The sequence below is a fragment of the Alienimonas sp. DA493 genome (genome assembly GCF_043951915.1).
GTDB lineage: Bacteria > Planctomycetota > Planctomycetia > Planctomycetales > Planctomycetaceae > Alienimonas.
Genome location: NZ_JBINJD010000051.1, coordinates 1 through 13,179 on the forward strand (window position 1 = coordinate 1; position 13,179 = coordinate 13,179).

Annotated in this window: 12 protein-coding genes and 1 tRNA gene; 10 read left to right on the forward strand and 3 right to left on the reverse strand. The window is 73.4% G+C overall.

Going from position 1 to position 13,179, the window contains the following annotated elements:
- Positions 1 to 153 precede the first annotated feature (153 nt).
- Positions 154 to 759 carry a hypothetical protein gene (locus tag ACG2DA_RS09915; protein WP_395255438.1) on the reverse strand — a complete coding sequence of 202 codons (606 nt, stop codon included), beginning with the start codon at positions 757 to 759 and terminating at the stop codon, positions 154 to 156.
- Positions 760 to 761: 2 nt separating this feature from the next.
- The gene (locus ACG2DA_RS09920) at positions 762 to 1,091 is read right to left on the reverse strand and encodes a tetratricopeptide repeat protein (RefSeq protein ID WP_395255439.1); all 330 of its coding nucleotides are present in this window, start codon (positions 1,089 to 1,091) and stop codon (positions 762 to 764) included.
- Between the two features lie 292 nt (positions 1,092 to 1,383).
- Here ACG2DA_RS09920 and ACG2DA_RS09925 point away from each other — a divergent pair, with 292 nt between their 5' ends.
- The 3 genes from ACG2DA_RS09925 (at position 1,384) to ACG2DA_RS09935 (ending at position 3,853) form a co-directional block, all read left to right on the forward strand.
- A complete protein-coding gene (locus ACG2DA_RS09925; protein WP_395255440.1) occupies positions 1,384 to 2,574 on the forward strand; it encodes a ParB/RepB/Spo0J family partition protein in 1,191 nt (396 codons plus the stop codon).
- A gap of 172 nt (positions 2,575 to 2,746) precedes the next feature.
- A tRNA-Pro gene (locus ACG2DA_RS09930) sits at positions 2,747 to 2,820 on the forward strand.
- A 28-nt stretch (positions 2,821 to 2,848) separates the two neighbouring features.
- Positions 2,849 to 3,853: a hypothetical protein gene (locus tag ACG2DA_RS09935; protein WP_395255441.1), complete on the forward strand. Its 1,005-nt coding sequence runs from the start codon at positions 2,849 to 2,851 to the stop codon at positions 3,851 to 3,853.
- Between the two features lie 37 nt (positions 3,854 to 3,890).
- On the opposite strand, the gene ACG2DA_RS09940 is transcribed toward ACG2DA_RS09935, so the two are convergent.
- Positions 3,891 to 5,141: an ester cyclase gene (locus ACG2DA_RS09940; protein ID WP_395255442.1), complete on the reverse strand. Its 1,251-nt coding sequence runs from the start codon at positions 5,139 to 5,141 to the stop codon at positions 3,891 to 3,893.
- A 194-nt stretch (positions 5,142 to 5,335) separates the two neighbouring features.
- On the opposite strand from ACG2DA_RS09940, the gene ACG2DA_RS09945 reads away from it, so the two are divergent.
- From ACG2DA_RS09945 to ACG2DA_RS09975, 7 genes are all read left to right on the forward strand, one after another.
- Complete coding sequence (locus ACG2DA_RS09945; protein WP_395255443.1) at positions 5,336 to 5,554, forward strand: hypothetical protein; 219 nt, start codon at positions 5,336 to 5,338, stop codon at positions 5,552 to 5,554.
- A gap of 142 nt (positions 5,555 to 5,696) precedes the next feature.
- On the forward strand, positions 5,697 to 6,290 hold the full coding sequence (locus ACG2DA_RS09950) for a sigma-70 family RNA polymerase sigma factor (RefSeq protein WP_395255445.1): 594 nt from the start codon (positions 5,697 to 5,699) through the stop codon (positions 6,288 to 6,290).
- A gap of 109 nt (positions 6,291 to 6,399) precedes the next feature.
- Positions 6,400 to 8,736, forward strand: coding sequence for a protein kinase (locus tag ACG2DA_RS09955; protein WP_395255447.1), 2,337 nt, complete (start codon positions 6,400 to 6,402; stop codon positions 8,734 to 8,736).
- 144 nt (positions 8,737 to 8,880) lie between these two features.
- Positions 8,881 to 9,585, forward strand: coding sequence for an O-methyltransferase (locus tag ACG2DA_RS09960; RefSeq protein WP_395255448.1), 705 nt, complete (start codon positions 8,881 to 8,883; stop codon positions 9,583 to 9,585).
- A 41-nt stretch (positions 9,586 to 9,626) separates the two neighbouring features.
- The gene (locus ACG2DA_RS09965) at positions 9,627 to 10,451 is read left to right on the forward strand and encodes an ABC transporter ATP-binding protein (protein ID WP_395255450.1); all 825 of its coding nucleotides are present in this window, start codon (positions 9,627 to 9,629) and stop codon (positions 10,449 to 10,451) included.
- Between the two features lie 78 nt (positions 10,452 to 10,529).
- A complete protein-coding gene (locus tag ACG2DA_RS09970; RefSeq protein ID WP_395255451.1) occupies positions 10,530 to 11,636 on the forward strand; it encodes a prenyltransferase/squalene oxidase repeat-containing protein in 1,107 nt (368 codons plus the stop codon).
- Between the two features lie 204 nt (positions 11,637 to 11,840).
- Positions 11,841 to 13,178: an efflux RND transporter periplasmic adaptor subunit gene (locus ACG2DA_RS09975; protein ID WP_395255452.1), complete on the forward strand. Its 1,338-nt coding sequence runs from the start codon at positions 11,841 to 11,843 to the stop codon at positions 13,176 to 13,178.
- Position 13,179: the final 1 nt, after the last annotated feature.

Sequence of the window (13,179 nt, forward strand, 5' to 3'; positions counted from 1 at the left end):
GGGGGGAGCGGCGCCCGGACGCTATTCACGGTTCGTCCCGCTCTCCCGACGGACAGTTCGTCACCGCAGAGAGCGGGGGTTGGTGAACCGTTCGCCCATCCTCACCCCCGGCCCCTCTCCCTCAAGGGAGAGGGGAGAGGGGGATGGCTTCGCTTACTCGTCCGGCGTCCACAACCGCAGAGGCGGGCCGTCCTCCCCGTCCTCCCGCACGGTGTGCCGGCCGTGGCGGCGCTCCTGCCAGAGGATAAAGGCGAGCAGACCGAGGACCGCCGGCAGCGGCCAGACGTCGTAGAACCCCGCCGCCCCCTCGCCGCGGCCCTGCAAGGTCATGGTGAGGTCGACGGCGCCGGCTCGCAGGGCGAGGGCGGCGGCTGCGGCGGCGCACAGCACGGCGAACGGTCGGGCGCTCCGGGCGGGGGCGGTGAGGACCACCAGCCCGCAGGCCGCCGCGCCCGGCCACAGGCAGAGGGCGACCGCCCGGGGGATCTCCGCGGTGAACAGCTCCGCCGGCGGCAGGCCGGCCCGGACGAGATTCGTCATCCCGGCGACGCTCAGCCCGAAGGCCGTCCCGCCGGCGACCAGCGGCAGCAGCGCCGCGGTGACCAGCCACCAGCGCCAGCCGAGGCGGTCGAGCGTCCGCAGCGCCCACTGCGGCGGCGGTTCGCGGTCGGGGGCGCCGTCGGGGCCGCGGCCGTCGCGGCCCGGGGGTTCGTTCGGCGGGGCCGGCCCCGGGCCGGGGGCGTGCGGGAACGCCGGCACGGTCAGCCGCGCATCTGGATCATGCGGGCCTTCGCCATCGCGTCCTCCGCCTCCGGGATCAACCCGCACCGTTGACAGATCACCGACAGGTGCGTGTAGCTGAAGGCGTCGTCCGGTTCGAGTTCCGGCACCTTCTTGGCGTGCTCCAGCGCCTCCTCCTTCCGCCCCAGCCGTTCGAGGTAGGTGGAGAGGGCCACGTGCGCGGCGACGTGCGTCGGGACCTGCTCGACGAGTTGCTCGAGCGTGGCGACGGCCCCCTCCAGATCGCCGGCGGCCTTCTGCTTGTTCGCCTCGCGGAGAAGCAGGTTCGGATTGGCGGCGGCGTCGGCCATCGGGCGCGGGGTCGAAATCGGGGAAACGAGAAGCGTTCGGCATCCTAGGCGGCGGCGCAAGCCGGAGCCATGCCTCCCGCCGGGGCCGGGACGTTTCGCGCGAGACCCCCGCGCCCGAACGAGCGGCCCCCGGGCTGAACCGGCGCGACCGCGACGACCGATGCGACCGGTACGTCTTCGCATTCGCCCCCGGCCCGCCGCCGGCCCGGTTTCCGCCGACCGGGCTCCCCGGCAACCGGGGGCGAACGGAACGACGCCTCTTCCACAGGTCGCCTCCGGAAATCCTGCCGTTATGTCCGCTCAACCCGCTCGGCTGCATCGCCCCGACGACGCCCCGCAGCAGTCCCACCTTGGGGGCCAGCAGGGCGGTCGCCGTCTGGGCCGCGGTTTGAACGCCCTGCTGGGCGGCCACCGCGAGCCGGCCGCGGCCCCCGCCGAAGCTCCGCCGCAGGACGCCGACGGCGGCGCCATCAGCGTGGAGCTGATCGAACGCAACCCGTTTCAGCCCCGGCAGGACTTCGCCGAGCCGGAGCTGAAGGAACTCGCCGAGAGCATCACCCGGCACGGCGTGCTCCAGCCGTTGCTCGTCCGGGAGGTGAACGGCGAGTACCAGCTGATCGCCGGCGAACGCCGCCTGATGGCCGCCAAGCGGGCCGGGCTGGAGACCGTCCCCTGCCGCGTGCTGTCGCTGGGCGACAAAGAGGTGTGCGAGGCGGCGATCGAGGAGAACATCAAGCGGAAGGACCTGCACCCGCTGGAGAAGGCGAAGGCGTTCCGCGACTACCTGGACCGCTTCGGCGGGACCGTCGAGGCGTTGGCGAAGAGCCTGTCGATCAGCCGGCCGGCGGTCTCCAACCTGCTCCGGCTGCTCGATCTGGAGCCGGTCGTCGCCGAGGCCCTGCGGGCCGACAAGATCACCGCCGGCCACGCCCGGGCCTTGCTGGCGCTGTCCGGAGCCGATCAGGTCGCCGCGCTGGAACTGGTGATCGACGGCGGCCTGAGCGTGCGGGCCGCGGAGAAGATGTGCCGCGACCAGGCCTTCGAGCGGGACAAGGCGACCGCCGCCGCCGACGCCGAGGCCGCCGGCCTGACCGCCCCGGTGCACGTGGACGACACGGACGGCGACGAGGAAGCCGGCCCCGAGGCCATCGCCGGCAGCATCGCCCCCGCCGAGGAACCGGCCGCCGCGGGCGAGGGGGAGAAGCTGTTCCAGGAGATGCCCTCGCTGGAGGACGCCCCCCCTGCCGAGCCCGGCCTGAAGGTGTTCGACGCCGGCCAGTGCGACGCCGAGCAATCCGAGGCCCCGCCGGCCGACGACAAGGCCCTCACCCCGCACCTGGAAAGCGTCCGCGACGGCCTGAAGGACCACTTCGGCTGCCCGGTGGACATCGTGCTGCGGGGCAAGGAGAGCGGCCAGATCCGGCTGAGCTTCGCCGACAACGACGCCTTCGAAGCCCTGCTGAAGCGCCTGCGGGCGGCGTGACCGAGCGGGCGGTCGAACGACTGACAAACAGGCTCCGGGGCGATCTCACCGATCGCCCCGGAGCGTTTCGTAGGGGGACGCCGGGCGACGACTCGAGAACGGGCGCCGACTCGTACCGAACCGGCGGCCCATCGACGGGTCCGACGGCGGGAGGTACCATCCTCGCACGTCCCGGGACGTAGCTCAGCCTGGTAGAGTACCTGCTTTGGGAGCAGGGAGTCGCTGGTTCGAATCCAGTCGTCCCGAATTCGGTCCCCCGTCCGGTCGTCGCCTGATGCGCCACCTCCTGTTCGCTTCGGCGGGGCTGGCGTTTCTGGCCGCGGCGCTTCTCGCCGCGGGAGAGCCCCCGGCCGACGCGGCCCGCCCGCCGGCCCCGGAGAAACTGGAGGCGGAGCATCTGCCGAATCCGGTGCGGGTGCATCCGCGGGTGATCTCCGGCGGGCTGCCCGAGGGGGAGGCGGCGTTCCGGGAACTCCGCGATTTGGGCGTGCGGACGGTGATCAGCGTCGACGGGATGACCCCGGACCTGGAGACCGCCGGCCAATTCGGGCTCCGGTACGTCCACCTGCCCCACGGCTACGACGGCGTTCCCGCCGACCGCGTGAACGCACTGGCCAAGGCGGTCTCGGAGTTGGAGGGGCCGGTCTACATTCACTGCCACCACGGCAAGCACCGCAGCCCGGCGGCGGCGGCGACCGCCTGCGTGGCCGCCGGGCTGATTCCCCCGGAGGACGCCGTGCCGCTCCTGAAGCTCGCCGGGACCAGCCCAAAGTACCGCGGGCTGTACCGCTCCGCGGAACGGGTCCGGCCGCTGGATCGCGCCTTCCTGGAGGAGCTGGCCGTCGAGTTCCCGGAGAAGGCGGAGATCCCGCCCACCGCCGAGGCGATGATCGCCCTCGAACACACCCACGCCCACCTGCAGGCGATCGAAGCGGCCGGCTGGCGGACCCCGCCGGATCACCCGGACCTCGACCCGGCCCACGAGGCCCTGCTGCTCCGCGAGCGCTTCACCGAACTGCTGCGGACCGAGGAGACGCGGGCCGAACCCGAGGCGTACCGCCGGCTGCTCCGCGAGTCCGAGCAAGCCGCCCGGACGTTGGAAGCCGGTCTCCGCGGCTGGGCGGCGGCGCCGGGGGCTGCGCCGCCGGCCGGACTGGGCGCCGCGGCCGAGACGATCGCGGCGAACTGCGCCGCCTGTCACGTGCGGTTCCGCGACGTGCCGCTCGACGAGAAGGCGGCGGACGCCGGACCGGAGCCGGCCGGACGGGAATCGGAGTGAGGCCGTCGGGGCGCTGTCCCGGGGGCGGGCCGGCGGCTCAGAGCGGCCGCGGCGACTCGCCGGTCAGTTGGCGGATCAGATCGGCGACGTCCCAGTGGTCCCGGGCCTCCGCGATCAGGCCGTCCTCGTTGAAACGGCACCAGGAACTGCCCCGCACCGTGACGACCCGGCCGGTCGGCTCGATGTCGAGGAACCGGCCGGAGTGGGTCTTGATGACGGACCAGTGGGCGAGGACCTCGTTCCCGTCTCGCAGCACGCGCTCCACCGTCAGCCGCAGCGGGTCGAATCCCTCCAGCACCGCGGCGACGCGGCGGCGGATCACGTCGCGGCCGGTCCGGGTCGCGCCCTCGGCGAAGAACGTGACGTCCTCGGCCATGAACTGATCGACGGCGTCGGGGTCGCGGTCGTTGAAGGCGCGCTCGAGCCAGGCGCGGGCCAGCCGCTCCGGGTCGGCGTGGGCGTTCGGCGGCGCCGGCGTCGCTCCGCCGAGCGTCACCGGCCGGCCGCCCGCCAGCGTGCGCAACAATGACGGGACGTCCCAGTGGTCGCGGAACTCCGCGATCAATCCGTTCTCGAACCGCACCCAGGAGTAGCCCGAAACGGTCGCCCGGCGCCCCTCCGCGGGCACGCCGTGGAACGGGCCGACGTGCCGCACCGAGGCGGTCCACTGCATCGCCGCGGTTTGGCCGTCCATCGTCAGCCGGTCGATCGACAGCTCGATCGGGTCGAAGGCGGCGTGGAGTTCGGCGTAGCGGGCGCGGATCGCCTCCCGGCCGCGGTAGGTCTGGCCCTCCGCCTGACCGGTGATGTTCGGGGCGATCAGATCGTCCACCGCAGAGAGGTCGCGGCCGGCGAAGGCGCGGCGGCACCATTCCCGCATCCGCCGCGCCAGTTCCTCCGGCGGGAGATCGAGCAGGAACGCCTCCGCCTCGTCGCCCGCCGCCGCGGCGCCCGCGTCCTTCAGGGCGGTGAGTACGTCCTCGAGCGTCTCCCGCCGCACCGGGCCGCCCCGCTCCAACTTGCGGACGGCCCGCTCCGTGTATCCCGCCTTGGCCGCCAGCCGACTCTGCGTCAGACCGACCGACTTTCGCAACTCCCGCAGCCGCGGCCCGTCCACCCGGATCGAGGCGTCGACGCGGCCTCCGGTCGCGTCGCCCCGCGGCCCGTCCCGCTCGGGCCCGTCCCGCTCGGGCCCGTCCCGCTCGGGCCCGTCCCGCTCGGGCTTATCCCGCTTGGGGTTGTTCCCACCGGACCCGTCCGCGGCGGACCCGTCGTGCTGACTGGCCATGGGACGTTCTGAGATCGGGAGGGCAGGATCACGCCCGGAGTCGCCGGCCTGCGTTCCGGTTGCGCTCCGGTTCTGGCGAGAGGTTGAACCGTACTGTTCCACCGCGTGTCGCACTACGTCTCTCTCGACGGCCGTGCATCAGGCCGTTCCCCAGGCAAACCCCCTTCTGTCGCTCCGTGAACCACGTCCCGTCGATGCCTCCGCCGCCCCACCGGCCCGCCGCCGTCCGCCTTGGCGAGCAGCCGGACCTTTCCGACGCGACTACCGATCTCGGGGATAAAGAGAGCACCATGCTGGAGGACGATTCGGTCCCCCGGTCCGGGAAGTCGGCCGAGCGTCTGCGGGGCGCCGCGGAGGCCGTGCGGCAATGGCTCGCCAGTCAGACGCATGCCGCACCGGGGACGCGGGGCTGATCCGCCCGCCGCCCCGCGGGCCGTCCGTCGTGGGGAGCCCGTCGTGGAGCGCCCGTTGCGGGGGTCGTGGGCCGGGGGTACGGTTTCCCCTTCCTCGGGCACGCCGGGGCCGTGGGTTCTGGAGCGAGAGGAGCGGACGCGGGTGTCGGACGTGACGGCCGTGCTGCAGCGGATCGAGGCGGGCGACGCGGCGGCGGCGTCCGACCTGTTGCCGCTGGTGTACGCCGAGCTGCGGCGCCTCGCCGAGAGCCGGATGCGGTCCGAGGTCGCCGGCCACACGCTGCAACCGACGGCGCTGGTCCACGAGGCCTACCTGCGACTGGTCGGTCCGGCGGGGTCGGACGAGCCGTCGGAGGAGAACGGGCCGGGCTGGGACGGCCGGGGCCACTTCTTCGCCGCCGCCGCGGAGGCGATGCGGCGGATCCTCATCGAGAGCGCCCGCCGGCGTCGCAGCCTGAAGCGGGGCGGCGACCGACAGCGGAAAGAGCTCCGCGAGGTGTCCGTCGAGCCGGACGACGCCGACCGCCTGCTGGACATGGACGCCGCCCTGCAGAAGCTCGCCGCGGAGGACCCGGACCTCGCCGCGCTGGTCAAGCTGCGGTACTTCGCCGGGCTGAGCGTGGAGGAGACCGCCGCCGCGTTGGGCGTCTCGCCGCGGACGGTCAAGCGGCACTGGACCTTCGCCCGCGCCTGGCTGGGGCGGGAACTGGGCGCGGACGGGCTCGATCCGCCGTGACACGATCTGTGGCGGGCCGGCCGGGCGGCGCTTGACCCGTCCCGCGCGGAAGCGTCGCATGAGAAGAGTCCGCCCCGGCGTTTCGTCCCCCCCTGCCTCCCCCGCCGTCGTGAAGCCGCAAGGGGTCGCCGAACCGCCGTCGTCCGTGCGGCGGTTCGCTGACGAGCGGTCCCTGTTCCTCAAGGCGGTCGAGATCGAAGGCCCGGCGGAGCGGGCGGCGTTCGTTGCGGAGGCCTGCGGCGAGGACGGCGAACTGCGCGAGGCGGTGCTCCGGCTGCTCCGGGAGCACGACCGCGACGACTGCCCCTGGGACCGCCCCGCGGCCGCCGGTTCGATCCCGCCGGCGTCGATCGTGTCGCGGCTCCGCGGGGAACTGGGCGGGGCGTCGGGGGACGTCGCCGCGTTGCTGCCCCGGGAGCGGAGCGTCGGGGAGACCGTCGGTCCGTACCGGCTGCGGGAGCAAATCGGCGAGGGCGGCTTCGGCCTGGTGTTCGTCGCCGACCAGCTGCGGCCGGTCCGCCGGCGGGTGGCGCTGAAGGTGATCCGGCCCGGCATGCAGACCGGCGAGATCGCCGCCCGCTTCGAGGCGGAGCGCCAGGCGCTGGCGATGATGGATCACCCCAACATCGCCCGGGTGTTCGACGCCGGCGTGACCGACGACGGCTTGCCCTACTTTGCCATGGAGCTGGTGCGGGGCGTCTCCCTGACGGAATTCTGCGACGCGAACCGGCTCGACCTGCGGGGGCGGCTCGACCTGTTCGTCGCCATCTGCCAGGCGGTTCAGCACGCGCACCAGAAGGGCGTGGTGCACCGGGACCTCAAGCCGTCCAACGTGCTCGTCACCCAGCAGGACGGCCGGCCGCTGCCGAAGGTGATCGACTTCGGCATCGTGAAGGCGGTCGGTCCGGGGCCGGAGGACCGGCTGACGGACCGCACGATTTACACCGGCTTCAAGGCGATGATGGGCACCCCGGCCTACATGAGCCCGGAGCAGGCGGAGATGACCAGCGGCGAGGTCGACACCCGCAGCGACATCTACTCGCTGGGCGTCCTCCTGTACGAACTGCTGACCGGCGCCACCCCCTTCGCCGGCGACCGGCTGCGGGAGGCCGGGCTGATCGAATTCCGCCGCATCCTGCTCGAGGAGGAGCCGCCCCCGCCCAGCGGCCGGCTGGGAACGCTGCGGCTCGCCGAGGCCACCACCGTCGCCGCCAACCGTCGGCTGGAGCCGACCCGGCTCACCTCCGCCCTCCGCGGCGACCTCGACTGGGTCGTGATGAAGGCCCTGGAGAAGGACCGCGGCCGCCGCTACCCCACGGCGATCGCCTTGGCGGAGGACGTGACGCGGTTCGTGGAGGGCCTGCCGGTCGAGGCCCGGCCGCCGTCGCGGCGGTACCGGTTCTCCAAGTTCGCCCGGCGGCACGCGGTCGCGCTGAGCACGGCGGCGGTCGTCGCCGCGGCGTTGATCGTGGGCACCGGGGTGAGCGTCTGGCAGGCGAGCGTCGCCCGGGCCGCCCTCGCCCAGGCCCGCCTCGCCGAGGCGGAGGCCGGGCGGAGCCGGGATGAACTGGAGGGCTTCACCGAACGGCTCCGGCAGGCGACCGAACTGCTGGGCAAGGCCCGGGCGCTGGCGGACGCCGGGGACCGGGCCGCGGCGCTGCGGACCTACGATCAGGCCGCCCGCGTGCAGCCGCGGTACTTCGCCGTCTGGGCGGAGCGCGGGGCCTTCTTCGCCCGGCTGGGCCTGTGGGACCGGGCCGCCGCCGACTTCGCCCAAGCCCGCACGTTGGGGGCTCCGGCGACCGGGGCGGAGTTCCTGGGGGTGCCGCAGCTGTTCGTCCTTACCGGCCGGCACCGGGAATACCGGGCGATCGCCGAGGCGATGGCGGCCGGCGGGGCGCCGCTCGGGGGCATCTACGAACAGACTGAACTCCGCGGCCGGCTGGCGGGGCCGCTGTCGCAGCGGGAAGCCGCCGTCCTCGCCGCCGCGGCGGAGCGGCTGGTGGAGGCCCCCCCGCCGGAGGATGCGGCGCTCGGCTTCGACGACCGCGGTCGCATTCCCCGGGGGGTGAAGCTGTACATCGCCGGCTGGGCCCACCTGCGGGCCGGCAACCTGGATCGGGCGATCGAGCGGTTGGAGCAGGCCGGGGCGAACCGCGGCTGGCGGGGGCACGGCCTCGTCGCCCCGCTGCTGGCCCTCGCCCACAGCGCCCGCGGCCGCGGCGAGCAAACCCGGGCAGCCTTCGCCGCCTCGGAGCGGGTGATGGAGGACTACCTCGCCGAGGCCGCCGACCGGGCGGACGGCATGCCGTCGGTGCCCTGGTTCGACTGGGCGGAGTTTCTCCTCTTTCACCGGGCCGCCGCCGCCCGGGTCGGAGCCGACCTCACGGAGCTGGACGAACGGCTGGAGGCCCTGCGACTCCGCACCCTCGCCGGGCTGGAGTAGCGGGCCGTCGGAGCGCCGGGGCGCGGCGTGAGAAAAATCGTGGCCCCCGCGGGCGCCGGCTGACGCATCACTCCGGACGGCGCCCTTCTCCCGCCCGCCGTCCGGGCGACGGCGCCGCCCCCGGACCGCTCCGCAGACGCCGCCATGAACCGCCTCCCCCGCCGTTCCTTTCCCGTCACCCTGGCCGGCGCCACGGTCGCCGCGACGGCCGCGGTCGCCCACGCCCAACGCGGCGGCCCGCCGGGCGGCGGGCGGGAGGGCCGCTCCCCCGGGGACGTGGAGCTCGAAAAGGGACCGCTCGCCGCGGACGAGTTCGAGAAGAACGCGCTCGCGGTGATCGCCGACGTCGCCGCGAACCAAGCGTTCCGCAACGTGCCGGAGCACGACGGCCGGCTGCTCCGCATCTTCGCCCGCTGCTGCGAGGCGCAGCACGTGGTCGAGCTGGGAACCTCGACCGGCCTGTCCGGCATCTGGATCGGCCTGGCTCTGAAACAGACCGGCGGCAGGTTGACCACCTACGAGATCGACCCCGGTCGGGCCGCGATCGCCCGGGCCAATTTTGAGCGGGCGGGGATGAAGGACCTCGTCACCCTCGTCGAGGGCGACGCCCACGAGGAGCTGCCCAAGCTTGAGGGGCGAATCGATATGGCGTTCCTCGACGCGGACAAGGAGGGCTACGTCGACTACCTCAAAACGCTGCTCCCGCATCTGCGGCCGGGGGGAACGATCCTCGCCCACAACATCAACCCCCGCATGGCCGACCCGGCCTTCATGACGGCGATCACGACCGACCCGAACCTGGAGACGGTCGTCCGCGGCGGGATGTCCGTGACGCTGAAGAAGAGCTAGCCGCGACGTCCTCCCCCGCCGCAACCTCTCGCCCCGCTGCCATGACCGAGCCCGCGTTGTCTCCGACCGCTTCCGTCGTACGCCCCCTGGGCGGGGCGACGCCGTTGCGGGTGGAACGGCTGACGAAACGCTTCCGTCAGGGCGGCCGGGCCGTCGAGGCGCTGGCGGACGTGTCGCTGTCGGTGGCGCCGGGGGAGTTCGTCGCGGTGATGGGCGCCAGCGGGTCCGGCAAGAGTACCCTGCTGCACCTCGCCGCCGGGCTGACCCCGCCGGACGGCGGGCGGGTGTTCGTGGAGGGCGAGGAACTCTCCGCGATGCGGGAGCCGCGGCTGACGCGGTTCCGCCGGCGGCGGATCGGGCTGGTGTTTCAGGCGTTCAACCTCGTGCCGACGCTGACGGCGCTGGACAACGTCCGCCTGCCGCTGTGGACCGACGACGCCCGCGCCGCCGGCCGGCGGGCCGCCGCCCTGCTGATAGAAATGGGCCTCGCCGACCGGGTCGACCACCGCCCGGACGCCCTCAGCGGCGGCGAGCAGCAGCGGGTCGCCATCGCCCGGGCCCTCGTCACGAACCCGGCGCTGGTGTTGGCCGACGAGCCGACCGGCAGTCTGGACTCCGTCACCGGGCAGTCGATCTGCCGCCTGTTGCACGACCTGTCGCGGACGCAGGGCCGGGCGATCGTGGTCGTCACCCACGAACCGGCGGTCGCCTGCTGGGCCGACCGGGTGGTGATCCTCCGCGACGGCGCCGTCCGGGCCGAGTTGACCCGCGCGGACTACGACGCCGTGCAGGGGCTGGCGACCGCCTATCAGGAGCACGCCGCCGCCCCGCCCCCGGACGCCGCCCCCGCCGCGGCGGACGACTGAGAACGGTCCGCCGGCCGGCCGGCGGACCGTTCGTCCTGAAGAACCCACCACCGCGGATTCCACCTCGAAAGCGACCCGATGAAGCTCGCCCACGTTATGACGGCCTTCGCCCTGGCGGCGCCGTCGTTTGCCGTCGCCCAGGAACGGCTCGGTCCGGACCCGGCGGCGCTGGCCGCCGCCCGGGAGAAGGGGGCGGCGTTCCTCAAGACCACGCAGGCGGAGGACGGCAGCTGGTCCTCGCCGGACGCGATCGGCATCACGGCGTTAGCGACGCAGGCGCTGATGTCCGCCGGGCTGCCGCAGGACGACCCCGCCGTCGCCGCCGGGCTGGCGAAGATCGCGGGCGCCGCTCAGGAGGACGGCCGCATCTCCACGCCGAACAGCCGCATCTCCGGCTACGAAACGTCGGTGGCGGTCGTCGTGCTCTCCGAAGCGGACGCGGAGAAGTACGCCCCGATCGTCAAGAAGGCGGAGGCGTTCCTCCGGGGCATGCAGTTTGACGAGGAGGACGGCGTGGAGTCCGGCGACGTGGCCTACGGCGGCGTCGCCTACGGCCCGGGCGGCGGCCGGCCGGACCTCTCCAACACCGCTTACCTGATCGAGGCCCTGCGAGCCGCCGGCGCCGGGGAGGACGACCCGGCCATTCAAAAGGCGCTGACCTTCGTTTCCCGCTGCCAGAACCTGGAGTCGGAATACAACCGGAGCGAAACCGCCGCCGCGGTAAACGACGGCGGCTTCTTCTATAACCCCGTCGCGGAGGTCTCCGCCGCCGGCCGCACCCCGCAGGGCGGCCTGCGGAGCTACGGCAGCATGACCTACGCCGGCCTGAAAAGCATGGTCTACGCCGGGCTCGACCAGGACGACCCGCGGGTGAGGGCCGCGCTCGACTGGATCGGGAAGAACTACACCGTCCAGCAGAACCCGGGCATGGGCGACGCCGGTCTCTATTACTACTACCAGTTGTTCGGCAAGGCGTTGGACGCGGCGGACGTGGCCCGGCTGACGGACGAGTCGGGCGCCGCCCACGACTGGCGCGGCGACCTCGCCGAGCGGCTGTTCGCCCTGCAGAAGCCCAACGGCAGCTGGGTGAACGACAACGAGCGCTGGATGGAGGGCGATCCGAGTTTGGCGACCGCGTTCGCCCTGCTGGCGTTGGACGACTGCGACCCGCCGACCGCCGAGTGAACCCGTCGGAGATCTGGACAGCGGCCCGTTGAGGCCGACAATGCCGCTGATCGCATGACCGCCCGTCGATCGATCGACGGGCGGCGGTCCCCGTTGCGTGGCGCCCGCCGCGTCGCCCGCCGCCGCCCGATCCCCCGCCGCCCTGTCACGCCGACGCGTCGCGTCGCTGGCGGAGCGCCCCCGTCCGCCTGCGACGCCCGCCACGTGAAAATCGATTCCCCTTCGCCCGTCCGGTCTCCGGCCGTCTCGCTGCTGACGGTCCTGGCGTTGACGGCGCTCGGCGCCGGCCCGTCCGCCCTCGCCCAGTCGGCCGCCCCGCCGCCGGCCACGCTGGTGGACGTGGTTCCCGTCCGGCAGGCGAAGGTCGCCTCCGGCCGGGAGTTCGTCGGCACAATCACGCCCCTGAAACTGGCGACGGTCGGCAGCGCCGTGAGCGGCCGGATCGTGGAGTTCCCCGTGGAACAGGGCGACCGCGTGGAGGCCGGCGCCACGCTGGCCCAGGTGCTCACCGGCACGATCGAATTGGAGCTGAAAGCCGCCGAGGCGCAGCTCGACCTCTCCCGTCAGGAACTGGCGGAGTTGGAGAACGGCACGCGGCCGGAGGAATTGCGTCAGGCGCAGGCCCGGGCGACCTCCGCCGACGCCACGCGAAAGTTTTTAGAAACCCGCCGCAAGCGGGTGGAAATGCTGTACGACCGCAGTTCCGCGATGACGCGGGACGACGTGGACGAGGCCGCCGCCGCCCAGATCGAGGCGGAGCAGGCCTATCAGGAGGCTCTCGCCGCCCTCGAACTCGCCGAGGCCGGTCCGCGGCCGGAACGCATCGCCCAAGCCCAGGCCCGGGTGGCGCTGCAGGAGGCGACCGTGGAGAAGCTCAAGGATCAGATCAAAAAGTACCGGATTCAGTCCCGCTTCGCCGGCTACGTCATCGAGGAGCACACCGAGGAGGGCGAGTGGGTGAACAGCGGCGACCCGGTCGCCGCCGTCGCCGCCCTGGACGAGGTGGAGGTGGAGGCGTTCGTGCTGGAGGAGTACGTCCCCCACATCCGCCCCGGCATCTCCGCCCGGGTGGAGGTGCCGTCCCTGCCGAACCGGGCTTTTTTGGGGACGGTTTCCTCCGTGGTGCCGCAGGGCGACTCCCGCACCCGCACTTTCCCCGTGCGGGTGAAGGTGGAGAACGTCATTAGCGAGGACGGTCCGATCATGAAGGCCGGCATGCTGGCCCGGGTCACCCTGCCGACCGGCGCCGAGACGGACGCCCTGCTGGTGCCGAAGGATGCGCTGGTGCTCGGCGGTCCGCAGCCGCTGGTCTGGGCCGTGGCCCAGGGCGGCGTGAGCGGCTCCGAGGGCGGGGAGCGTCGGGGCGAGGCCCGGGCCGTCCCTGTCCGCCTGGGCGTGGCCGAGGGCGAAGCCATTCAGGTGATCGGCGACCTCTCCGAGTCCGACCTGGTCGTCGTCCGCGGCAACGAACGCATCATCCCCCCGCGGAGCGGCAACCCGGTCGTCCGCTGGACCCCGCGTGCCCCCCGCGACGGCGGCTGAG